Origin of the sequence: Fontisubflavum oceani (assembly GCF_030407165.1) — a bacterium.
In the GTDB taxonomy this organism is placed as follows: Bacteria; Pseudomonadota; Alphaproteobacteria; order Rhodobacterales; family Rhodobacteraceae; genus Rhodophyticola; species Rhodophyticola oceani.
The window spans coordinates 3,556,505-3,577,449 of record NZ_CP129111.1 but is presented as its reverse complement, the minus strand read 5'-3'; the positions used below and the strand labels follow the sequence as shown (position 1 = coordinate 3,577,449).

The 20,945-nt window shown below is 60.3% G+C and carries 21 protein-coding genes and 3 pseudogenes; 10 read left to right on the top strand and 14 right to left on the bottom strand.

The genetic code is table 11. The annotated features are described in order from the left end of the window. Nucleotides 1–133: 133 nt before the first annotated feature. Nucleotides 134–2,191: a Hint domain-containing protein gene (locus tag QTA57_RS18155; RefSeq protein WP_290152992.1), complete on the bottom strand. Its 2,058-nt coding sequence runs from the start codon at nucleotides 2,189–2,191 to the stop codon at nucleotides 134–136. Between the two features lie 242 nt (nucleotides 2,192–2,433). Further along, nucleotides 2,434–3,393: an NADPH:quinone oxidoreductase family protein gene (locus QTA57_RS18150; RefSeq protein WP_290152991.1), complete on the bottom strand. Its 960-nt coding sequence runs from the start codon at nucleotides 3,391–3,393 to the stop codon at nucleotides 2,434–2,436. A 306-nt stretch (nucleotides 3,394–3,699) separates the two neighbouring features. Between QTA57_RS18150 and QTA57_RS18145 the strand changes: the two genes are divergently transcribed. The 3 genes from QTA57_RS18145 to QTA57_RS18135 all read left to right on the top strand — a co-directional run bounded on the left by QTA57_RS18145 (nucleotide 3,700) and on the right by QTA57_RS18135 (nucleotide 5,573). Then, nucleotides 3,700–4,068 carry a helix-turn-helix domain-containing protein gene (locus tag QTA57_RS18145; RefSeq protein ID WP_145210955.1) on the top strand — a complete coding sequence of 123 codons (369 nt, stop codon included), beginning with the start codon at nucleotides 3,700–3,702 and terminating at the stop codon, nucleotides 4,066–4,068. 104 nt (nucleotides 4,069–4,172) lie between these two features. Then, nucleotides 4,173–4,964 (top strand): histidinol-phosphatase, encoded by a 792-nt coding sequence (gene hisN / locus QTA57_RS18140; RefSeq protein WP_290152990.1) that lies wholly within the window; start codon nucleotides 4,173–4,175, stop codon nucleotides 4,962–4,964. 147 nt (nucleotides 4,965–5,111) lie between these two features. Beyond that, nucleotides 5,112–5,573: a CAP domain-containing protein gene (locus QTA57_RS18135; RefSeq protein ID WP_290152988.1), complete on the top strand. Its 462-nt coding sequence runs from the start codon at nucleotides 5,112–5,114 to the stop codon at nucleotides 5,571–5,573. On the opposite strand, the gene QTA57_RS18130 is transcribed toward QTA57_RS18135, so the two are convergent. From QTA57_RS18130 to QTA57_RS18120, 3 genes are read right to left on the bottom strand one after another with little or no spacing between them, the layout of a single operon-like run. Next, entirely contained in the window at nucleotides 5,570–6,493 is a 924-nt protein-coding gene (locus QTA57_RS18130) for a DMT family transporter (protein ID WP_290152987.1), read from the bottom strand. The genes QTA57_RS18135 and QTA57_RS18130 overlap by 4 nt on opposite strands. Next, nucleotides 6,490–6,858 carry an antibiotic biosynthesis monooxygenase family protein gene (locus QTA57_RS18125; protein WP_290152985.1) on the bottom strand — a complete coding sequence of 123 codons (369 nt, stop codon included), beginning with the start codon at nucleotides 6,856–6,858 and terminating at the stop codon, nucleotides 6,490–6,492. Before QTA57_RS18125 ends, QTA57_RS18130 begins: the two co-directional genes overlap by 4 nt. Further along, nucleotides 6,855–7,178 (bottom strand): NIPSNAP family protein, encoded by a 324-nt coding sequence (locus tag QTA57_RS18120; RefSeq protein ID WP_171558016.1) that lies wholly within the window; start codon nucleotides 7,176–7,178, stop codon nucleotides 6,855–6,857. Before QTA57_RS18120 ends, QTA57_RS18125 begins: the two co-directional genes overlap by 4 nt. Nucleotides 7,179–7,253: 75 nt before the next feature. Between QTA57_RS18120 and QTA57_RS18115 the strand changes: the two genes are divergently transcribed. Continuing rightward, nucleotides 7,254–7,937, top strand: coding sequence for an ArsR/SmtB family transcription factor (locus QTA57_RS18115; RefSeq protein ID WP_290152984.1), 684 nt, complete (start codon nucleotides 7,254–7,256; stop codon nucleotides 7,935–7,937). Here QTA57_RS18115 and QTA57_RS18110 read toward each other — a convergent pair. The 3 genes from QTA57_RS18110 to ilvC form a co-directional block, all read right to left on the bottom strand. Continuing rightward, nucleotides 7,934–8,503, bottom strand: a complete 570-nt coding sequence (locus tag QTA57_RS18110) for a hemerythrin domain-containing protein (RefSeq protein ID WP_290152982.1) — start codon at nucleotides 8,501–8,503, stop codon at nucleotides 7,934–7,936. The genes QTA57_RS18115 and QTA57_RS18110 overlap by 4 nt on opposite strands. A gap of 65 nt (nucleotides 8,504–8,568) precedes the next feature. Next, nucleotides 8,569–8,895, bottom strand: coding sequence for a hypothetical protein (locus QTA57_RS18105; protein WP_290152980.1), 327 nt, complete (start codon nucleotides 8,893–8,895; stop codon nucleotides 8,569–8,571). Between the two features lie 15 nt (nucleotides 8,896–8,910). Further along, nucleotides 8,911–9,933: a ketol-acid reductoisomerase gene (gene ilvC / locus QTA57_RS18100; protein ID WP_145210928.1), complete on the bottom strand. Its 1,023-nt coding sequence runs from the start codon at nucleotides 9,931–9,933 to the stop codon at nucleotides 8,911–8,913. Nucleotides 9,934–10,073: 140 nt separating this feature from the next. On the opposite strand from ilvC, the gene QTA57_RS18095 reads away from it, so the two are divergent. The 3 genes and pseudogenes from QTA57_RS18095 to QTA57_RS18085 all read left to right on the top strand — a co-directional run bounded on the left by QTA57_RS18095 (nucleotide 10,074) and on the right by QTA57_RS18085 (nucleotide 12,178). Next, nucleotides 10,074–10,529, top strand: a complete 456-nt coding sequence (locus QTA57_RS18095) for an Lrp/AsnC family transcriptional regulator (RefSeq protein WP_290152979.1) — start codon at nucleotides 10,074–10,076, stop codon at nucleotides 10,527–10,529. After that, nucleotides 10,526–10,975, top strand: a pseudogene (locus tag QTA57_RS18090) (Lrp/AsnC family transcriptional regulator); the annotation flags it as partial. The gene QTA57_RS18095 and the pseudogene QTA57_RS18090, both read left to right, overlap by 4 nt. Before the next feature lie 72 nt (nucleotides 10,976–11,047). Next, a complete protein-coding gene (locus tag QTA57_RS18085) occupies nucleotides 11,048–12,178 on the top strand; it encodes an aminotransferase class V-fold PLP-dependent enzyme (protein WP_290154979.1) in 1,131 nt (376 codons plus the stop codon). 13 nt (nucleotides 12,179–12,191) lie between these two features. On the opposite strand, the gene QTA57_RS18080 is transcribed toward QTA57_RS18085, so the two are convergent. From QTA57_RS18080 to QTA57_RS18070, 3 genes and pseudogenes are all read right to left on the bottom strand, one after another. Further along, nucleotides 12,192–13,406, bottom strand: a complete 1,215-nt coding sequence (locus tag QTA57_RS18080; protein ID WP_290152977.1) for a UbiH/UbiF family hydroxylase — start codon at nucleotides 13,404–13,406, stop codon at nucleotides 12,192–12,194. A gap of 57 nt (nucleotides 13,407–13,463) precedes the next feature. Then, entirely contained in the window at nucleotides 13,464–13,712 is a 249-nt protein-coding gene (locus tag QTA57_RS18075; protein ID WP_145210920.1) for a hypothetical protein, read from the bottom strand. Between the two features lie 99 nt (nucleotides 13,713–13,811). After that, nucleotides 13,812–14,458: pseudogene (locus tag QTA57_RS18070) on the bottom strand (pyrimidine 5'-nucleotidase). Nucleotides 14,459–14,555: 97 nt separating this feature from the next. Here QTA57_RS18070 and QTA57_RS18065 point away from each other — a divergent pair. Continuing rightward, nucleotides 14,556–15,196 (top strand): annotated as a pseudogene (locus QTA57_RS18065) (GntR family transcriptional regulator). A 98-nt stretch (nucleotides 15,197–15,294) separates the two neighbouring features. Here QTA57_RS18065 and QTA57_RS18060 read toward each other — a convergent pair. Together QTA57_RS18060 and carA are read right to left on the bottom strand one after the other, a co-directional pair. After that, nucleotides 15,295–17,154: a glycosyltransferase family 2 protein gene (locus QTA57_RS18060; protein WP_290152976.1), complete on the bottom strand. Its 1,860-nt coding sequence runs from the start codon at nucleotides 17,152–17,154 to the stop codon at nucleotides 15,295–15,297. A gap of 100 nt (nucleotides 17,155–17,254) precedes the next feature. Then, entirely contained in the window at nucleotides 17,255–18,409 is a 1,155-nt protein-coding gene (gene carA, locus QTA57_RS18055; RefSeq protein ID WP_171558031.1) for a glutamine-hydrolyzing carbamoyl-phosphate synthase small subunit, read from the bottom strand. A 148-nt stretch (nucleotides 18,410–18,557) separates the two neighbouring features. Between carA and QTA57_RS18050 the strand changes: the two genes are divergently transcribed. Together QTA57_RS18050 and QTA57_RS18045 are read left to right on the top strand one after the other, a co-directional pair. After that, entirely contained in the window at nucleotides 18,558–19,016 is a 459-nt protein-coding gene (locus QTA57_RS18050) for a GatB/YqeY domain-containing protein (protein WP_290152975.1), read from the top strand. 346 nt (nucleotides 19,017–19,362) lie between these two features. Continuing rightward, nucleotides 19,363–19,779 (top strand): CBS domain-containing protein, encoded by a 417-nt coding sequence (locus tag QTA57_RS18045; protein ID WP_290152973.1) that lies wholly within the window; start codon nucleotides 19,363–19,365, stop codon nucleotides 19,777–19,779. On the opposite strand, the gene QTA57_RS18040 is transcribed toward QTA57_RS18045, so the two are convergent. Further along, nucleotides 19,776–20,528, bottom strand: a complete 753-nt coding sequence (locus QTA57_RS18040; RefSeq protein WP_290152971.1) for a Crp/Fnr family transcriptional regulator — start codon at nucleotides 20,526–20,528, stop codon at nucleotides 19,776–19,778. The two genes, QTA57_RS18045 and QTA57_RS18040, sit on opposite strands and share 4 nt — an antisense overlap. Nucleotides 20,529–20,945 lie beyond the last annotated feature (417 nt).

Sequence of the window (20,945 nt, the reverse complement as noted above, 5' to 3'; positions counted from 1 at the left end):
TCGGCCAAGGGGGAGGTGCGTACCCGGGTCAGTGGCGTGTTGGACAGCCAAAGTGAATGGGCTGGCGCGGCATGTTCGGGAAACAGATAATCGTTTGACCTGCTCCGCACGAAGTTGAAGAGGGCGTCCTGGTCTAAGCGAGGATCAGTTGCGCTTCATGGGCCTTGGCGCAGCGCCGCGCTGTGTCGCCGTAGACGTTCGGGTCGGCGCGGAGATGAGGGAATTGCCGAAAGAGATCGTCCCGGCCTTCGTTACTCAATGCCTCCAACCCCTGATCGCCCAGATGGAAGCTCTCGGTTGCCGCGCCCTCGGCATAAACGATCTGGTGCCGGGCAAACATCATGTGGATGTAGGTAACGAAACCACGCTCTTCCTGCCTGATGGAGCGCCCATTGATCAGGTGTTTTGCTGCGACCAACACCTCGTCTTCGCCAAAGGTCAGTTCGGCGCGATAGCCTTCAACCAACATCCGGTGCTGTGGCGAGACCAATAGTGGCCGCTTGGCCCCAAACGCGCCGCCAGCGTCAATTTGGACTGGTGCGAACTTGCCGACGCCAGGCACCATACGGCTGCCAATCCAGCGGATCGGTTGCACGCCATCGTCCCGGGTGACCACCAAGTCTCCGGCTTTCAAGGTCTCGATCGCACGCTCACCATGTGGCGTCAGGATCCGCGTGCCTGGGGTGAAGCAGATGATGTTCTCGATCTCATTGAAAAAGAGTGTCGAGCCATCGTTGAGGATCGCATACCCGCTCAACCCGCCGGACGCGTCGTCGGAATTGGTGATCACGACCGAGCTCAGCGGCGCAATCCCGTTCAGATCAAGCGTATCTCCACCGATCTCGCCGCCTTCGCCGCCCGTGATGGTGATGTCTTGCGCGCCGGCTTCACCGAGATCGGTGAGAATGAAGAGATCGTCACCGTCGCCGCCTGTGGCAACGTCACCCTCCGCGACATTGATCGTATCGTCGCCGGCACCACCGGCGATCGTGTCATCGCCAGTGCCGCCGGTCAGTAGGTCGTCACCGCCGCCGCCATCAATAATGTCTGCGCCACCACCGCCGTCAATTGTGTCATTGCCGTCGGGCATCGGCACACTATCGAAATGAATGTCGCTGACCCAGATCGCTTGGGTGCCATCGTCGAGGTTGGAATAGATGATCTCGATTTGCGACACCGGGCCTGCAATCTCGACCAAAACCGATCCGCCCAGATCGTCGGGCGATTCCCCAACGGTTTCGGCGGTGATCGTATTGCCGCTGACCGTATCGCCGCCGCCCGGGGTCAATGTCACTGTGACCGGATTGCCATCGGCGTCAAAGGCGTTGACCGTCACTTCATCTTGGTGATTGCCCGAGGCCCAATCGATATCGTTGATCCGGAACTGGACGTTTTCGACTTCGCCTGAATAGGCGGGATTGCCTGTCGAGAAATCGATCGTTGTGGTCGAGGTCGGCCCGTCGCCATCGCCCCAAAGCCGCAGGCTCGATGTGCTGCCAAAAGGTTCGCCGCTGCCGACATAAACATCGTCGGTCGATTCGATCTCGAATTCCGGCGTGTTGTTGCCGGTGTTGGTAAAGCTCAGCGTGACATCGATCTCGCCGGTCGATTGCGTGAAGCCAGCTGAGACATCGGCCTCATCGGCCGCGACATTCTCCCAGACCAGGGCTTCTGAGGTGACGGCTGCCGCCGGCCCGCTATCGCCGTGAATGACGTCAGCGCCGCCGCCGCCTTCGATCGAGTCGTCGCCCGCGCCGCCAAAGATTGTATCGGCACCACCGCCCGCGATCACCGTGTCGTCGCCGTCACCCGCCACAACGCTGTCGGCCCCGCCGCTGACTTGGCTGCCATCCTCGTCGACATAAGAGCCGTCGATCAGATCATCGCCGTCGGTGCCTTCGACGATCCCGTCATCTTGGGAATAGGCGGGGGCAGAGACGACGCTTGAACTGGTCAGCGTATCGACCGGCCCAAAGTCGGGGACAAAATAAACGTTGCCGTCGGTCGCCTCGTAATAGACGCCCGGTTCCAACTCATTGGTGAACGTGGTGCCGCTCCAGGTGCCCGACCATTCCCACTGACCCGCGCCGATGGTGGTGGCGGTGGTGAACGTGACCAGCCCGCCGGAAATGCTGTCGCCAGCATCCAGCGCGGAATTCGTTCCTAAGCTGACCAGATAGCCATCGGGCATATCCTGCGCTCCACCTCAAAGCGGGTGTGTCCACCCAATGTGGGGCCGCGCGGAGATCCTGACCTTGTGCAGGGCAGCCGCATTGCCCCAAATGCCCGGTTGCCGGGCGTATTGATTCAAGGTTCCGTAGGGGGCTGCTGCGGCGGGATTTCGCTTCAGCCAAGGCGATTTAGGGGCAACCCGCCTTGGTGGTGCCACATTTCACCAGGGGGCGGCCGACGCGGGTCTTGGCGGGCCGCCAATTAGGGCGTCACGACCACTTTCCCCGTGGATTTTCGCGCTTTCAGCAAGGCCAAGGCGTCCCCAGCTTCGGCCAGCGGGAAACGGGCGCCGATATGCGGTCTGAGACCGCCGTCGCGATAGAGATCGAACAGGGTCGCCAAGCTCCCGGTCAAGGTCTCAGGCGCAAATCCCATATAGCCGCCCCAATAGAGCCCGATCACCGAAATATTCTTGACCAACAAATGATTAGCGGGAATTTTCGGCACCTCGCCACTGGCAAAGCCGATGGTCAAGATCCGCCCCTCGGGGTTGGTCGCTCGCATCGCCGCAGTGAACTGATCGCCGCCGACCGCGTCATAGACAACATCTGCACCGCCCAGAGCCTTCACCTCGGCGCGGAGATCACTGCTCTCGCTGTCGATCAGATGTGTGGCCCCCGCGGCCTTGGCCACGGCCAGCTTTTCCACCCCGCGCGCGCATGCAATGACTTCGGCACCCATCCGCGCGCCGATCTCGACCGCAGTGAGACCAACACCCCCGGCTGCCCCCAAGACCAACAACCGCTCGCCAGGCTGCAACCGTGCGCGATGGTCTAACGCCAGATGGGATGTGCCATACGCGATCAGAAACCCGGCTGCGTCTTCAAACGGCATCTGATCCGGGATCTCGATGCAGCGCGCCGCCGAAAAACAACCAAACTCGGCCAAGCCACCTTGACCGGCAAACACAGCCACCCGCGCGCCAATCGCGGGCCCGTTCACGCCCTGGCCCAATCCTCGCACCGTGCCAGCGATCTCCATGCCAAGCGTAAAGGGCGGCGGCGGCGTATCTTGGTATTGGCCCTTGATCATCAACAGATCGGCAAAATTCAACCCGCATGCTGCGATTTCAATCAACACCTCGCCCTTGCCCGGCGCGGGCGTCTCGATTTCAACTAGGGCAGGGGGGCTGTCAAAGTCACTTACGCGATAGGCACGCATCTGTTGAAATCCTCTCTCTTGGGGTCGGTCGCAGGCTAAGCTGCGGCGCAGCAAAGAGCCAGCGCGAAGACAGGCTGAAAAACTAAGCTAGTTGATCCACATCATTGTTGAACACGCCTAGGTAGAGTAGTTTTAACCTATGCCTGCGATAGTAGGCGTTAGCTGACTTGGCTGCGGATATGTATCTGATAGCTGCTATTCGGAGACGGTCTCGATAGGCCGCCGCCTGTGTGGAGTGGCACCAATTGCGGCGTTCGCCGCGCCCTGTTGACGAGGCTAAGTCTTTAGAAGGTAAGGAGAAGACCAGTGAAACACCCTGTTGATGTCCATGTCGGCAAACGTGTGCGCCACCGCCGATGGATGGTGGGCATGACACAGCAACAGCTGGCCGAAAAGGTAGGGATAAAGTTCCAGCAGATACAGAAATACGAAACCGGCATGAACCGTGTCAGTGCCTCGCGGCTTTGGGATATTGCCGAGGCGTTGAGTGTGCCAGTGGCCTATTTCTTCGAAGGCTTGGATGGGGCCGAAGACAAGGCGACTGAGACGGCAGTACCGGGAGATATCCTGGCCGACAAGGAAGCGCTGGAGCTTGTCCGTTCGTATTACGCGATCCCTGAAAATCAACGTCGGCGTCTGTTTGAACTGGCCCGTGTTTTGTCTGACGCGGCCTAAGCCCTGTTGACGCCCATTGGGCGGCATGCGACGTCGGCTCTTGCAACTTAACGTTCCCAAGAGCTTGTGAGATGTCGCCTATGCCGCCCGCCGCAAATCATTCCATGCCCGTTGACGAACTGCGCGCTGTGGCGCATGCGCTGGCTGACGCTGCCCGCGCGGCGACCTTGCCGTATTTTCGCGCGCCTGGCCTTGTGACGGAAAACAAACAAGAAGCGGGATTTGATCCCGTAACGCAGGCCGATCGGCAGGCCGAGGCGGCGATGCGTGCCGTGCTTGCGGAGCGCCGGCCCGAAGACGGCATCCTTGGCGAGGAAGACGAAGACGTGCCGAACCGATCCGGGCTAACCTGGGTGCTCGACCCGATTGATGGCACCCGCGGTTTCATTGCCGGGACCCCGACCTGGGGCGTCTTGATCGGCCTGCAGGCGGAGGCCGGGCCGATCTATGGGCTGATTGATCAACCCTACATCGGAGAGCGGTTCGAAGGTGGTTTTGGCTATGCTGAGGTGGCGGGCCCCCATGGCGTTGCACCGCTGAAGACACGCCAGACGGACGACCTTGCCGAAGCGGTGCTCTTCACCACATTCCCTGAGATTGGAACGGCTGCCGAGCGGGCCGGGTTTGAGGCCGTTCGTGATCAGGTCCGGCTGACCCGTTATGGTATGGATTGCTACGCCTATGCGCTTCTGGCGGCGGGGCAGGTCGATCTGGTGATCGAGGCGGGGCTGCACAGCTATGATATCGCCGCGCCGATTGCGGTGATCGAAGCCGCCGGTGGTGTGGTCACCAATTGGCAAGGTGAGCCGGCCCATCCCGGCGGGCGCGTTGTTGCGGCGGCCAACCCGATTTTGCATGCCGAGGCATTGGCTCTGCTGCGAGATGTTCCTGCCTAAATCTGGCGACTTGCTCTGAGAGCGCAGCGTTCATTTGGGCAACAGCCGATCCCTGCCGAATTCTTTCGCGCGGGAGCACCCCCTTGCGGATGGGCATCGGCTCCCGCAGACTCCGCTCAAACGCAGTTCCAATGAATGAGACAGGCCATGATCCGCTTCACCGCTTTGCTTCTTGTCACAGCTCTTGCCGCCTGCGCCCCCGCGCCAGGGACGGAACGGGTCCCGCTTTCGTCGACGGGGATGATCGCGCAGGCCAATACCTTGATCTCGGTGCAACGGGCGGGCGCGGGCATCTTGCGCCCCTTGGTGCATAGCCCCGCGCTTCAGGCCGCAGCGCAGGCTCATGCCGACGATATGTCAGCGACCGGAGGGATCAGTCATACCGGCAGCGATGGGTCGAGCCTGACCGATCGTGTGAACCGGGCCGGATATACAACCTGTTTCACGGCGGAAAATGTCGCGCAAGGGCAGACTGATACGCGAAGCGCGATCGCCGCTTGGACCAACTCCGCGGCCCACCAAGCGAATATGGTCAACCCCAACGCCTCGCAATTCGGCTTTGCACGGGCGGGCAATACATGGGTTCTTGTGCTGGCGCGGCCCTGCTAACGGGGGCCGAATAGGCTTCGCCATTGGCTGAGCAATATGCCCGCAAGGATCAGGCCGAGCGCCCAGAAGAGCGTCGCGGGCAAGGCTTCGCCCATCAAAGTGATCCCGAAAATCACCGCCCAGACCGGCACCATATAGCTGACCAGGCTCATGAACATTGAGCCCGCCGTGGTGATCACGCGCACGCGAATGATCGCGGCAAGGCCGGTGGGCAGAAGCGCGACATAGATCAGCGCCGCGGTTGGAAGGGCCGGAAAATCTGTCGGCACTCCCTCGGTGATCAGCGCGACGGGCATCATCACGACGGCGGCGGCCAGCAGCGTTGCGGTCGCAAAGCTCACCGGCGGCATTTGGGGCGCCCGCCGGGTCATGACCGAGCCGATTGCATAACATCCTGCTGCGCCGATGCAGGCGAGCCGACCAAGCCATTCTGCGTCGCGCCCCGTGCTGTCGAATGCGCCGTCGCCAACCAACAAAATAAGACCAAAGAAGCCTAAGGTGACCCCGGCGATCCGTTTGGGGCCAATGCCCTCCTCGGGTGAGAAAATGGCGACAAGTGGCAAGACCAAGAGCGGCACCGCCCCCATTGCCACGCCAGCAAAGGCCGAGGGCACATGGCTCAACCCCCAAGAGAGCAATGAAAAGGGCAGCGCGACCGAAACCGTGCCGATCACGATAGAGTACCCCCACGCGCGCATGCCTTTGATCTGCCCCAACCCTTGGCCGATCAACGGCCCGGCTAGGATCAAGGCCAGCGCGCCCAGTGCGGTCCGGCCAGCCGTCACCGTCCAGACGCCAAAGCCTTCGAGCGCGGTTGAGACCCCCATAAAAGCCGTGCCCCAGATCACGCCGAGGCCGAGGATGAGCGCCCAGTTGAGTGCACCTGGCCGGTCTGGGTTGGGTAAGGTGGTTGGACTCATGCCCCCTGACCATTGTCGGGCGTGTCATGAATCGCCACGCTGTCGTCGGGGGCTTGAGTCCGATCAAACATCCCGTAGTCGCGGATCACACCCGCCACACGCAGCCGATAGTCGGCAAAGAGCTGATCCCGGCCGGATGTCTGTGCCCCCCGATGATTAGGTAGATTCCGCCAGCTCTCCAATGCGCGCTCATCTTCGAAAAACGAAAGCGATAGCAGTTTTCCGGGCTCGGTCAGGCTTTCGAACCGCTCGACCGAGATAAATCCGGGCAGCGCCTCGAGCTCCGGCTTGATCCGCGCCGCGATGTCCAGATAGGCGTCGCGGTGATCCGCTTTCGGCCACAGCTCAAATATCACGGCGATCATCGGCGGTCTCCATCAGTGTCAGACACCCGTTTCAACCAGGTCCGATCCTCACGCAAGAGGAATTTCTCTTTCTGAGCAAAGGCATAATTCTCTTGGCCAAGTGGGTCGGCGGCCAGGCGGGCGCGATAGGCCTCATAAGCGGCGAGATTATCGATATTGTAGAGGCCATAGGCCAAAGTGCTCGATCCTTCATGTGGCGCGAAATACCCGATGAGATCGGCGCCGCAGCGTGGGATCGCCTTGCCCCAATTGCGGGCATATTGCGTGAACTGGTCCCTTTTGGTCGGATCGATATGATAGCGAATGATACAGGTGAGCATCGAGGTTCCTTTCTGTGATCTCACGGCCTGATCTACCGTATCGACCTGCGCGAATGCTTCGGTTATGGTCGAACTATGAAAGAAGGGCCCGATATTGCTTTCATTGCCGCGCTGATCGGTGATCCGGCGCGTGCGAATATCCTGACTGCGCTGATGGATGGTCGGGCGCTGACCGCGTCGGAGTTGGCGGTTGAGGCTGGCGTAACGGCCCAAACGGCCAGTGCGCATCTGGCGAAATTGGCCGATGGCGGGTTGCTGAAACCTCGAAAGCAGGGACGGCATAAGTATTTTGCGCTGGCCCATGACGAAGTGGCCGAGGTGTTGGAGCGGTTGATGGGTCTTTCCGCGGGTCTGTCCCGCGCCCGAACCCGCACCGGGCCGCGTGATGACGCGCTGCGCCATGCGCGGGTGTGTTACAATCATCTGGCGGGGGCTATGGGAATCCGGCTCTATGACAGTCTCTTGGCCCATGGCCTGGTGGAGGAAACCAAGGTTGGGCCCGTGTTGAGCCTGGCAGGCGAAGAGGCGATGATGGCCTTTGGAGTGGATTTGCCCGAGCTGCGCGCAAGGCGGGCGCCGCTCTGCCGAGAGTGTCTCGATTGGTCCGAGCGTCGCTCCCATCTTGCGGGCTCTTTGGGCAGGGCCCTTTTCGCCCGGATCGAGGCGCTTGGTTGGGCGCGACGCGACCCCAAAAGCCGCGCCGTTCTGTTTTCCGATGCCGGGCAAAGCGCTTTCGAGGCGCAGTTTCCGGGTCCCTAGCCTCGCATTTTGTGATGCAGCAGGATTGGGACGATCAGGTCTTCTTCATCTTCTAGATGCCGGGCCAGAAACCCTTCGATCTCCGCCGCGGTGTCTCTTAGCGTTTTGGCCTCTTCCCGGGCCTGGGGCTCGTCCAGTTGGATCAGTTTGATCACCCGATTGGCTTGGCCGGTGATCCGCTCCAAGATCTCATCCAAGGCGTCATGGTCGCTTTCCAATGTCTCCAACCCGGTTGCGAACCGATCATCAACGTCCTGAATCTCCGGGAAAAACGACCGGTCTTCCCAGGTGTGGTGGCCGTGTAGATTGCGCACCATGAGATTTCCGAAATAGCCCAAGCGCGCGCCGTAGTCTTCTGGTGCGCGCGCTTTGCCCAGATAGGCCTCGGTGTCCAGCCGGACCAGTTCCCCCAACTGGCGAAAGCCCAAATGAGCCCCCATCCAATTGCGAATGGATTGCGCGAAATGCGGGTGATCGGGCCAGGCCTCCCGTGGATACTCCGCAAGCAAAGTCTCCACATCCGAGGGCCACCACCCCGTGCGGGTATGGATATCAAGATGTGTCATGACGGGGCAGATGGGCGCGTGTAGATTTGTTCCAAGATAACAAAAACGCACCAAACCTGTGCGTGCTATGGTGTGGCGTACGCCACGGCCCATCCTTGCCCGCACCAACTGCGGGTGGTGATGAAGCGGCACGAGACTTCCGTGCCATCGGGCAGCGTGTATCGTTCGGTCAGGCCGAACGAGCCTTCGGGATCGGGCAAGGCAACGGCCGCGTCCGCAGGCGCAGGGTCGCCACCCCGCCAAACCAGATAGCGCTCCCCCTCAAACACCAAATCAAACGGCGCGTCCCCGTGGGTGCGCGCCGTTAAGTGCGTCAGACCGCCGTCGAGGATCAGGCCGAGAGCCACCACCGCGATAGACAATCTGACGATGCGTTTTTGAACCGGGGTCATGCCCCTGGTTTGGCCTTAGTTCTTGGCCTTGTCCACCATTTTGCCTGCGGAGATCCAAGGCATCATCCCGCGCAGGGTCTCGCCGACCTGCTCGATCTGATGCTCGTCGTTCAAGCGACGCGTGGCTTTGAACGAGGGCTGACCAACAGCATTTTCAACCATGAAATCACGGACGAATTTGCCGGTCTGAATATCGGTCAGAACGGCTTTCATCCGGGCTTTGGTCTCGTCATAGGGCAGGATGCGCGGCCCGCTGACATATTCGCCATATTCGGCGGTGTTGGAGATCGAATAGTTCATGTTGGCGATGCCGCCTTCATAGATCAGATCGACGATCAGCTTCACCTCATGCAGGCACTCGAAATAGGCCATTTCGGGCTCATACCCCGCCTCGACCAGCGTCTCAAAGCCCATCCGGATCAGCTCGACCAGCCCGCCGCAGAGCACGGCCTGCTCGCCGAAGAGATCCGTTTCACATTCCTCGCGGAAATTCGTCTCGATGATGCCGGAGCGGCCACCGCCGATGGCCGAGCAATAGCTGAGGCCAAGTTCCAGAGCTTTACCCGAGGCATCGTTATGGACCGCGACGAGGCACGGCACGCCGCCACCTTTGGTATATTCGCCGCGGACCGTGTGGCCGGGGCCTTTCGGCGCCATCATGATCACATCGACGCCGGGCTTCGGCTCGATCAATCCAAAATGCACGTTCAACCCGTGCGCAAAGGCAATCGCCGCACCTTCACGCAGATTGTCATGCACGTATTTCTTATAAGTTTCGGCCTGCAACTCATCGGGCATGGTGAACATGATGAGGTCACACCAGGCCGCCGCCTCGGCAATGCCCATGACTTTCAGACCTTCGCCCTCAGCCTTGGCGGCAGAGGCGGAGCCTTCGCGGAGCGCCACAACAACGTTTTTCGCGCCGCTGTCGCGCAGGTTCAGCGCATGGGCGTGACCCTGGCTGCCATAGCCCAGAATGGCCACTTTTTTGTCTTTGATCAGGTTGATGTCGCAATCCCGGTCGTAATACACGCGCATGTCTTGATGCTCCTTGCTGGCATGTCTCTCTGGCCGCAGACCATACGGGGGAGAAGACGTGATATCGCATGAGTCTTGGCAAGTTTTGCTAAGTATGCGAGAAAATCATTCGCCTATATGGAGTACTGCGAGAGATATCTATGCTTGATGACAGCGACAGGCGACTCCTCCGCCATCTCCAGGCCGATCCTGAGCAATCCATGGCGGCGCTCAGCACGGCGACCGGTATCCCGGTGGCCACCTGCTACAAACGCCTCGACCGATTGCGCGAGCAGGGTGTTTTGCGTGGTCAGCAGATGGTCCTGAACTGGCCTGCGCTTGGGTTCACGGTGGAAGTGTCGCTCCGCGTGACGCTCGACAAGACCAATCCACGTGCCTTCGACGAATTTCTCGCCGCCGCGCGTGATGTGCCGGAAGTCACGGAAATTCAAACCTTTCTGGGGCGTGTCGATGTGCGTCTAACGGTGATTGCCCGGACCATGCCGCATTATCAGGAGATCTATCGGGCGCGCATTCTGACCTTACCGCATATCGCCGATATCGAAGCGCTGATGCATGTGGCGACGATCAAAGACGCGGAGGCTTTGCCGATATGATCGATCTCGACGCCATCGACCGTGATATCCTGCGCGCGCTGCAAGCGGATGCGACGCTGAAAGCCTCTGAACTCGGTCGCCGGTTCGGTCTTAGCCAACCCGCCGCATGGCGTCGTGTGAAGCGGTTGCAAGAAGCCCGCGTGTGGCAAACCCGCCGTCTAGACCTCGACACGGAGAAGCTGGGCTTCGGTGTGACCGTGTTTTTGGGTGTGAAACTTGCCACGAAAGGCCGCGTGAGCTTGGAAGATTTCGAGCGCGCCGTGTCGGCGATCCCAGAGGTGCAGACGGTGCAGCATGTCTTGGGGCTTTACGATTACCGCCTGCGGGTTGTCGCGCGTGATTTGAGCGATTTTGAGCGTGTGCTCCGCCGCCGGATCATGACGCTGCCCGGGGTCGGGAATGTCGAGGCCAATGTGCTCCTCTCCGAAGAGCGCCGCACGGGCCCGGGGGTGACATTCCGTCCGTTGCCAGCTTGCCTGGACCTCGCTACCCATGGGCGCAAGCAGATGGAGGATGAAATGACCGCACTTCTCGACACCGTCGACCCGGAGGGGCTTCTGGAATACTCGGTCGTTTTCACCGACCGCTCGCTCAATCATATGAGCCAGACTTTCCGCACCGTGATGACCGATATCGGCGCGATGATGAAAGAGGTCTATCACGCCGATGCTGTGGCGATCATCCCCGGCGGCGGCACCTATGCGATGGAGGCCGTGGCCCGGCAATTTGCCCAAGATGCCAAGGTGTTGCTGGTCCGCAATGGGTGGTTCTCTTTCCGTTGGTCGCAAATTCTCGACGCTGGAGATTTCGCGGGGGAGGCGACGGTGATGAAGGCGCGGGCGGCGGGAAATGCCGCCACATCGCCCTTTGCGCCTGCCCCGATTGAAGAGGTTACGGCGCGTATTCTGGCAGAAAAGCCCGATATTGTTTTCGCCCCCCATGTAGAAACCTCCGCAGGCATTATCTTGCCCGACGAGTATGTCACCGCACTGGCCGCCGCCGCCCATGAGGTGGGGGCTCTGATGGTGCTTGATTGCATCGCTTCGGGGTGTGTCTGGGTCGATATGAAGGCGACAGGTGTCGACGTTCTAATCTCGGCGCCTCAGAAAGGCTGGTCCGCGTCCCCTTCCGCCGGGGTTGTGATGATGTCCGATCGGGCCGTTGCCCGGATGGAGGGCACCAGTTCCAATAGTTTTGCCGTCGATCTGAACAAATGGCATCAGATCATGCTGGCCTATGAAGGTGGCGGCCATGCCTATCACGCGACGATGCCGACGGATGCGTTGCGTGGCTTCCGCGATACGATGTTGGAAACCCGTGAATACGGCTTTGAAAAGCTGAAAGAGAACCAATGGGCACTTGGGCGCGCTGTCCGCGCGCTTTTGGCCGAAAAGGGCGTCCAATCTGTCGCCGCCGACGGGTTTGGCGCGCCGGGCGTGGTGGTCAGCTATACGGATGATCCCGACATTCAAAACGGCAGTAAGTTTGCTGCTTTTGGGATGCAGATCGCGGCGGGCGTGCCCTTGCAGGTCGATGAACCGGCGGGGTTCATGACCTTCCGCCTGGGCCTCTTTGGCCTCGATAAGCTCTACGACGTGGAGGGTGCGGTGGCGCGTCTTCGCGCGGTGTTGGATCAGGTCTTCCCCTGATCAGCCCCCGCGCTCAGGGCGCGCGGCCAGAGGTGCCCAATCCGGCCCGCATCAACACCCGGCGGACTGGGGCCACAGAATAAAACAGGTTCAGCGCATGCATCCGCGCATCGCGGAGCCCCTGCGCCTCGACCATCGACGCGCGGTTTAGCGCATCCACACCCGTCACTCGGGCCAGAACCTCCGTGTGGCGTATCCGGTTATATTTTTTCAGCAGGTCGCGCGCGCCGGGGTCATCTCGATGCGCCTCGGCCAGCTCTAGTAGCACGCGCAGATCTCCAAGGCTCATATTGAGCCCTTGGGCGCCGATTGGGGGCACCACATGCGCAGCCTCGGCGATCAAAGCGACCCGTTCCGCCTCCATCCGTTCCGCATATTGGCTGATGATCGGCCAGATTGTCCGACGCGAAACCAGGGTCAGCGGGCCAAACAGATGCCCCGAGCGATCCGACATTTCGCGTTCGAAGTCAGCGGTGTCGAGGGCCATCAACCGTTTCGTCTCTGGTCCGCGCTCCATCCAAACCACGGCGGAGGAAGGGCGCCCCTCATAATCCGGCAAAGGTACCAGCGTGAACGGCCCGCCGGAGCGGTGGATCTCGGTAGAGACATTCTCATGCGGCGTGGGATGGGTGACCGCCAAGGCCAGCGCCTTCTGGCCATAGCGCATTGTTTTTGTGTCGATACCCACCGCTTCGCGCACCGGCGAGTTGCGGCCATCGGCAGCGACAACCAAACGCGCGCGCAGCTGCGTGCCATCGCTCAAGCCAATACGTGCCTCGGCTTGCCGCGTCAGAACCTGAGTCGTCGCTGTCCCGGGGCGGAAATCGACATTGGGCAATGCGTCGAGAAAAGATAGAATCTCGCGGCGCAGCAGCCAGTTGGGCAAGTTCCACCCAAAGGGCGCATCCGAGATATCGGCGGCGTTGAAGTCATGCGCGACGCGCGGTTCTGTGGTCTCGCCGCCGGCATCCACAATCCGCATGATCTGAAGCGGCATGGCAAACGGCGCAAACCGGTCCCAAAGCCCGATTTTGTTCAAGAAAGTCTGTGAAGGCTGCAAGAACGCCGTGGTCCGCAGGTCGGAGCCCTCGGCGTCGCGTTCTGTGATCGGCGGCGCCGGATCGACGCATATGACGGAAAACCCAGCCTGGCCAAAGGCCGAAGCTGCGATCAATCCGGCGACGCCGCCGCCGGAGACCAGAATATCGGTATCAATCACCTCTGCCATGGCCCAGAGATAGGCCGCATTCAGCAGAGGGTCGAAGCGTCAAACGCGCACAGGGGTTTAGCCCATCGTGATGCGGATCAGCGTTAAAAACATAACCGCAACCATGATCAGCGCCGGGATGATCAAGCCAGCATAGCCAAAAATCATGAAAGCAGACGCCCAAAGACTGACCAGCATGGCGACGGCGTAAAACGGCGTGTCCTCATCACCTTCCACAATCTCGCGCGCCATCCGACCGATCAACGGAATGCGATATGTGATTTTACGGGTAAAATGGCCGGTATCGGCCGCAGATGTCATCGTCATTTGGATCTCCTGTTCGCTCCGCCAGATGTGGTTCGTGACAGGGGAATTGCGATGGTCCTTATTGCCGCAGTGCAGCGGCCCCAAGCGCGACAACCGCGCTTAGCGGATCAAGCGCGACAAAAATGCGGTAAGATCATCGGTGTGATAATGGATGTGGTCCGCCGGATCGGGCTCTGGCGCGACATGCACCGTGCGCAACCCCATGGCATGGGGGGCGGCCAGGTTGCGGGGGTCATCTTCAAACATCGCGGCGCGGGTTGGGGTCAATCCGTCGGCGTCAAAGATGGCCTGAAACGCGCGGGCCTCTGGCTTCGGGCGGAAATTGGCATGTTCCACGCCGTAGATCGCGTCAAAGAGACCGGACAATCCGCGATGGGCGATCACCTGCTCGGCATAAGGCGCGGTGCCATTGGTATAGATGATCCGCCGGCCAGGCAGGGCCGCGATCCGTGCGGCGAGATCCGGGTCGGGGGCGAGGACCGTGAAATCGATCTCATGCACCTCGGTGAGATACGGCCCGGGGTCGACGCCGTGAATATCCATCAAGCCCGCCAAAGTCGTGCCGTGCTCGCGCCAGTATTTCTGACGCAGCCGATTTGCCTCCAACTGATCAACGCCAAGCGCCTCCATGACATATGCGGTCATGCGGATATTGATCTGATCAAACAACGCCATTTCCGGGGGTAAAGCGTGTGATCAAGGTCGAAGACCCAGGTTTCGACATGAGAGAAGTGTTCGGCAGGCATAGTGAGGGTTTAGGCAAGGGCAAAGGGCGCGGCAAGGGGGTGCTTGTGTTGCGGCGCATGCCCGCCTAGCCTCGCCTGGATCACAAGGACAAAGGCGATGGCGCAGAAAAAACCCCCGCATAAAGATGCGTACGACCTGATCCTCGAAGCGATTGATATCGGTGTTTACCGGCCCGGCTCGCGCCTTGTGGAATCGGAACTCGCCGAACGATTTGGCGTCAGCCGCACCCCGATCCGCGAAGCGCTACAGCGGCTGGAGACCCAAAGCCTGCTGACCCGCGATGGGCGGAGCTTGATTGTGGCCTCGCTGGATCACGCGCAGACGGCGGAGCTTTACGCGGTGCGGACCGAGCTTGAGGGGTTGGCGGCGCGCCTTGCGGCGCAACATGCGGCCGAAGAAGAGATCAAAGTGCTGCGTGAGATGGTGAAAGCCGATCATGCGTTGTTGGATGATCCGGCTGCCTTGGCCCGCGCGAACCGGCGGTTTCACAAGCAAATCCACCTGGCTAGCCACATAGATATCTGGTGCAGCAACTCGACCTGGTGCATCGCTCGATGGCGCTGATGGCGACGACGTCATTGGCCGCAGAAGGGCGCGGGGAAGATGCGCTCTCTGAACATGCGGCGATCGTGCAAGCCATTGCGGATCGGGATGGCGACACAGCGGCGAAAGCCCTGAAGGATCATCTGTCGATCGCCTTCGAAGTGCGGCTGAAAGAACAGGCACGGCGCGATTAGGGGAGATGTTGACGGCAGGTTCTGCCCCCGTTGGACCTTCGGTCTGACTGAATCTCCCGTGGGCTGTTTTGGCCCAGTGAAACGGTCTGAGTAGCATTTCAGCCACGGCAACGGCCGCCGCTACTGAAGCAAGCGGGAAGTAGAGCGCCAGCAAGGGCAGCGCGAAGCGGTGTCGCCGCAAATGGCGCGCACGACACGCGATGAAAGAAACCGTCAGCGTCAATGCGAATGAGAAGACAAAGCCAAAACCGATGATCCCATAACCAAGCGGTGAAACCAGCGGATCCAAGGGGTGGGGCAGTCCGAAAGGCACCAGCATGAAGCTCCATAAGAGCGGCGCGGCCAGGAACCCAATAACAGTTCCGAGAATCTGGAAGCTGGAAGCCCAAGAACGCCCGCGTCCCAAGCGCCCGCCAAAGCGCAACAGGTTGGCGCATATGCGTCACCCACGTCATCGCATAGCCTTTTAGCCAACGAGAGCGTTGTCGAATCCAGGGCAGAATCGCGGAGTTTGCCTCTTCATACGTCGTCGTCCGCACGATTTCCGTTCGATAGCCGTTGCGGACCAATCGCAGGCCCAATTCGGCATCTTCTGTCACATTATGCGCGTCCCAGGCTCCGACATCTTCCAGCGCCTCGCGACGCATGAAAAGCGTGGTGCCGCCAAGGGGAACAAACAGGCCAAGCCGCTGAACGCCAGGCAGCATCAACCGGAACCAGCTTGCATATTCAATGGTAAAACAACGGCTTATCCAGTTGTGATTGGCATTGTAATAGTCCAGCCGGCCTTGCAAACAGGCCACTTCTGGCGGGCATTCAGAAAAGCGTTGGACGGCTTTGCGGATCTGATCGGGTTCGGGCCGATCTTCGGCGTCATAGATCCCGACAATCGATCCGCGGGCGAAGTTCAGAGCATAGTTGAGCGCCCGCGGCTTGGTGCGCGGTCGACCAGGGGGCACTGTGATGGCGCGCATCCATGTGGGGAGCCTGGTTTGCGCAAGCGCCGCATGCGTGGTTGTGTCATCGGCCTCCAAAATGAGGATCACGTCCAGCAACTCGCGCGGATAATCGAGCTCTGACAGCCGCGTCACCAATTGCCCGGCAATGTCCTTCTCCCGCAAGAGGGGGACGAGGATGCTGACAACCGGCTGGCGGCGCAGCGGGATTGGCCCTGTGTTGGAGGTCGCTGACTGGTTGTCCTGGGCCGTCTCGGTCAGAGGGGTGCGCAATGTCGCGATCAACGCGGCCAGTTTCAGGCCCGTGTTGCATGCGAACACAAACAGCGCCAGGCCGAACGTGAATGCCGCAAGTGTGACAGGAGCCAACCAAACCGCGAGCGGCAGGCAGATCCCGAGGGCGGCGAGCCAGGGTGTCAGGCGCTTTGGGTTCCAACTTCGGCAGCTTGCGCCAAGTGGGACGCGGGCCTCTGCCAACCGCGCGAGTGGATCCCCATAGGCGCGGGTCAAGGCGGCCTGCATGCTCGCGCGGTCTGCCAGGGCCACAATCACCGGCTGATCGGGGCCAAAAGCGTCGCGGATTTTCGCTTCGCGGTCAGGGCGGTTGGTGACGACAATCAATGCTTGTCCAGCGCGCCGCCACGGCAACGCGTTCAACGTAACGGCTGTCTTTGCAGGAAGGAGACTGACGAGTGATTGATCCGCAGGTTCGTCTTTGAGATTAATCGTCTGGGCGCCAAATTGCGCACAGAGCGCGGCAACCAATTGATCCTCGGTGATCTTGTCATGGGCGATGAGGATTTCGCCAATTGGCAAATCTTGATGGCGTTGAAGCGCGACCGCTTTCAGAAGAGTTTCTTGGTCGATAACGCCTTGATCGACAAGAATCTCTGCCAATGGGCGCGGTCGCCGCCGTGCCTTTTCGACAACACGGATTGGCGGATCGCGCAGGACCTGCTGGCCCGAAAAAGCACGGACCGATTTGAAGATCGGTGAATCCAAAAGCAGGCGTCCCCAGCACTGCACACAAAACGATACGCAGACAATGCGATGTGTTTTGTTAACAGCCGGTTAACCAAGAACTGGACGGAGGAGACAGTCTCTAAGCGGGCTGTGTCGCGCGCGCGCGCATAGCGGCAACGAAGCGCTCGAAGAGATAGTAGCTGTCTTGCGGACCGGGACTGGCCTCCGGGTGGTATTGCACCGAGAAGACAGGGCGGTCTTCGACGCGGATGCCACAGTTGGAGCCATCGAACAGCGACACATGGGTCTCTTTGACGCCTTTGGGCAGAGTTTGGCTGTCGACCGTGAAGCCATGATTCATCGAGGTGATCTCGACTTTGCCGGTTTCGAGGTCTTTTACTGGGTGATTGGCGCCGTGATGCCCGTGGTTCATCTTCACCGTCCGACCGCCGAGGGCCAGGGCCAGCATCTGATGGCCCAGGCAAATTCCGAAGACGGGAAGATCGGCTTCCAGGACGCTTTGGATCATCGGCACGGCATATTCGCCGGTCGCCGCCGGGTCGCCGGGTCCGTTGGACAGGAAGACCCCATCTGGGTTCTGTGCCAAAACATCCTCGGCGGTGGAGGTGGCTGGCATCACGGTTACATCGCAACCCGCGGAGGCGAGGCAGCGGAGGATGTTCCGTTTTGCGCCATAATCGACGGCGACAACTTTGAACCCCGGCTCGGTCCGGCGCAGATACCCCTCGGGCCAGGCCCACCGCATCTCGTCCCACGTATAGCTCTGCGCACAGGTCACGTCTTTGGCCAGATCAAGCCCTTCGAGTCCCGCGAACCCGCGCGCCGCTGCAACCAGCGCCTCCAGATCAAACTGACCGTCCGGATCATGAGCCAAGGCCACATGCGGCGCCCCTTGTTGCCGGATTGCCCGCGTAAGGCGGCGGGTGTCGACGCCGCCGATGCAAATCCGCCCCCGTGCGGCCAACCAAGCCGTTAACTCCGCCTCGGCGCGCCAGTTCGACGGCTCGGTTGGATCCCATTTCACAACCATACCGGCCGCCACGGGGTCGGCTGTCTCATCATCCTGTGCGGTGACGCCGGTATTGCCGATATGGGGGAAGGTGAAGGTCACGATCTGCCCCGCATAGGACGGGTCGGTCATGATCTCTTGATAGCCCGTCATCGCAGTGTTGAAGCAGAGTTCGGCCACGGTTTGCCCGGTGGCACCGAAGCCACGCCCGTAAAAAACCGTGCCATCGGCAAGCACAAGGCAGGCAGTGGGATGGTCGGTCATGGCGCGACTCCGTCAATTAGGGCTGGCAAATTCGCGGCAACCTATGGGGGCGGGCGCGTCGGGTCAAGATGGTCAAAGGGGTGTTGTTGTGACTGCTCCGATCCCTTATCTTGCATGGCTTGGGGATAGCCACAGGGACCAAATCACTATGCCACTCCGAGAGCGGATCAATACCGGATTGAAAGAGGCCATGCGCGAGAAAGACGCCACCCGGCTGTCGACGCTGCGCCTGATCAATGCCGCGATCAAAGACCAGGACATTGACGCGCGCGCCAAAGGCAATGCCGATGGCGTCAGCCAGGCCGAGGTGCTCGCGATTCTGGGCAAGATGGTCAAACAACGCCAAGAAAGCGCCCGCGCCTATGAAGAAGGCGGGCGGTTGGAGTTGGCGGAGAAGGAACTGGCCGAGATCAAGGTGATCGAGGATTTCCTCCCCCGTCAATTGAGCGAGGACGAAGTTGCTAAAGCGGTGGACGCCGCGATTGCCGAAACCGGAGCCAATAGCATCCGCGATATGGGCAAAGTGATGGGTGTGCTGAAGTCGAAATACACCGGTCAGATGGATTTCGGCACTGTCGGTCCAGCGGTGAAAGCCCGGCTCGGCTAGACGCCAAACTGGAGCGGTGCATCGGTCCTTGACGGCCATCCTGGGGAGATCGAACTGGTCTTGACCGGGATGTTTCAGTCTCGCGTCCGAAAGACTCAGCCCAACAAGATCAGCCGGGGCATGGACCCCGTGTGGCGGGCGTTTATCTTCTGTTAATGCGCGACCGATGCAAGTGCTGACACTATCTGCGGCGTCGATACGCACCCTAATCGTGTGGGACGCAGAATGCCTCAGAGATCCGAGACGGCTTCGCCGAAGACCATGGACGGGGGCCGCAAGACGACCGCCGGTTCATAAATCGCCACCTCCATATCGGCACCCGTGCAGTTTTGCGCAGGAGAAGCAAATGAAGGTTAAGGACATCATGACGACGCCCGTTGTGACAGTCGCCCAAGACTGTCCCGTCAGGCAAGTGGCTGCGCTTATGCGGGATCAAGATATCGGCGCGCTCCCAGTCATGAAGAATGGCGATCTTGTGGGGCTCATGACAGATCGCGATATCGTTCTGAAACTGATTGCGGCGGTGGATTTCGAGAGCCCAAAGACAGCGCGGGATGTTATGACGCCCGATGTCCGTTGCTGCCGCCCCCATCAGACCATCGAAGAAATCGCCGGTCTGATGGGCGATCATCAGATCCGGCGCTTGCCTGTGATCGATGACGCCGGCGCGCTGGTGGGCATGATTTCAATAAGTGATATTGCCGAGCATGTGTCGGAGCTTCTGGCTGGCGAAGCCCTTGGGGAGATTGTCGAAGATCGCTAAGCGGCGGTTGGCGTGATCTCTTGTTGCAAGCGCTTCACATCAATCCCGGCGATCTCGGACAGGGTCTGCAGATCGACGATCCGGATGTCTATGTGATCGCTGGTCTCGATCACCCCATGCCGGACCAGGCGCCGCATCGTGCGGCAGACATGGACCGAGGAGAGACCGGTATAGTCGCCAAGCGCCTTCTGCGTCAGAGGCAGGTGAAAGGCGGTATCCGTATCATGGCCAAGCGCCCTGAGCCGGAGCGACAGTTCCAGAATTGCAAATGCGATCCGCATGGGCGCCGTGCCCTTTCCAAGCCGTAGCAGCCGTTCGGAGGTTCGCGCTTGTGTTGCCGCCCAGAGGTGCCCGACCATGTCCTCCAACGTGGGCGATGTTTTCAACATCGTCTGCCACACGCTTGCTGGGATGATCGAGACGAGCGCGTCCGTCACCGCTTCCAATGTCACCCCGACTGTCAGACCATCGGCGGTTGCTGGGTCAAGGATATCGCCCGGGAGTATGAAATCGATGATTTGTTGCTCGCCATCTTCGAAGGATTTCGACGTCGCAAGCCAACCCTCGATCACGACAATCACTTTGTCGAACTCATCGCCATCCTGAACCAGCACATGGCCAGCCCGGACGCGTCGCGCATTCCGCCTAAGATTATGGAGTGGACCGCCATCATCATAGACTGCGATTAAACCGCCCTGACCATGGCCACCGCCCGTCTGCGCTTTGGCTGATCCGCATGTTGACTGCATATCGACACGTCCCTTTTCTGCGGGAGGCCTCTCTGTGACTGACCTCTTGCAAGCGGCAGGTCCAAACAGAAGGCTCCTGATCAACGGGGCTATCGCGGCACGCAGCAACCCAGCCAAGTTCCGCACAATGTCTCATTACCTCAGTGTCCGGTTTTTGTCGATACCGTCAACTATTTCATATGCGGGTATCCTGTTGATCTGGGAGGCGTTCGACATGCGGCATTATGGGGGTGGCGGGATTAACCTGGATTAATGATCCGCTCTGGCTCGGACCCATACTTTACCCAGGTGAGCGGCATGTCCGGCTGTGCGTTCCAAACATCATATCTTGGCGCTCGCGGATCAGGCCATCTGGGCGGCGGGAGATGTCGTCAGCATTGGTCAAGTTGGCACTGCCGCGCCCGAGTGGGGCACTGG

Coding starts and splice junctions, on each gene's coding strand:
- QTA57_RS18155 (WP_290152992.1), bottom strand. CDS start 2,191: ATGCCCGATGGCTATCTGGTCAGCTTAGGAACGAATTCCGCGCTGGAT.
- QTA57_RS18150 (WP_290152991.1), bottom strand. CDS start 3,393: ATGCGTGCCTATCGCGTAAGTGACTTTGACAGCCCCCCTGCCCTAGTT.
- hisN (WP_290152990.1), top strand. CDS start 4,173: ATGCCCGTTGACGAACTGCGCGCTGTGGCGCATGCGCTGGCTGACGCT.
- QTA57_RS18135 (WP_290152988.1), top strand. CDS start 5,112: ATGATCCGCTTCACCGCTTTGCTTCTTGTCACAGCTCTTGCCGCCTGC.
- QTA57_RS18130 (WP_290152987.1), bottom strand. CDS start 6,493: ATGAGTCCAACCACCTTACCCAACCCAGACCGGCCAGGTGCACTCAAC.
- QTA57_RS18125 (WP_290152985.1), bottom strand. CDS start 6,858: ATGATCGCCGTGATATTTGAGCTGTGGCCGAAAGCGGATCACCGCGAC.
- QTA57_RS18120 (WP_171558016.1), bottom strand. CDS start 7,178: ATGCTCACCTGTATCATTCGCTATCATATCGATCCGACCAAAAGGGAC.
- QTA57_RS18115 (WP_290152984.1), top strand. CDS start 7,254: ATGAAAGAAGGGCCCGATATTGCTTTCATTGCCGCGCTGATCGGTGAT.
- QTA57_RS18110 (WP_290152982.1), bottom strand. CDS start 8,503: ATGACACATCTTGATATCCATACCCGCACGGGGTGGTGGCCCTCGGAT.
- QTA57_RS18105 (WP_290152980.1), bottom strand. CDS start 8,895: ATGACCCCGGTTCAAAAACGCATCGTCAGATTGTCTATCGCGGTGGTG.
- ilvC (WP_145210928.1), bottom strand. CDS start 9,933: ATGCGCGTGTATTACGACCGGGATTGCGACATCAACCTGATCAAAGAC.
- QTA57_RS18095 (WP_290152979.1), top strand. CDS start 10,074: ATGCTTGATGACAGCGACAGGCGACTCCTCCGCCATCTCCAGGCCGAT.
- QTA57_RS18085 (WP_290154979.1), top strand. CDS start 11,048: ATGACCGCACTTCTCGACACCGTCGACCCGGAGGGGCTTCTGGAATAC.
- QTA57_RS18080 (WP_290152977.1), bottom strand. CDS start 13,406: ATGGCAGAGGTGATTGATACCGATATTCTGGTCTCCGGCGGCGGCGTC.
- QTA57_RS18075 (WP_145210920.1), bottom strand. CDS start 13,712: ATGACGATGACATCTGCGGCCGATACCGGCCATTTTACCCGTAAAATC.
- carA (WP_171558031.1), bottom strand. CDS start 18,409: ATGACCGACCATCCCACTGCCTGCCTTGTGCTTGCCGATGGCACGGTT.
- QTA57_RS18050 (WP_290152975.1), top strand. CDS start 18,558: ATGCCACTCCGAGAGCGGATCAATACCGGATTGAAAGAGGCCATGCGC.
- QTA57_RS18045 (WP_290152973.1), top strand. CDS start 19,363: ATGAAGGTTAAGGACATCATGACGACGCCCGTTGTGACAGTCGCCCAA.
- QTA57_RS18040 (WP_290152971.1), bottom strand. CDS start 20,528: ATGCAGTCAACATGCGGATCAGCCAAAGCGCAGACGGGCGGTGGCCAT.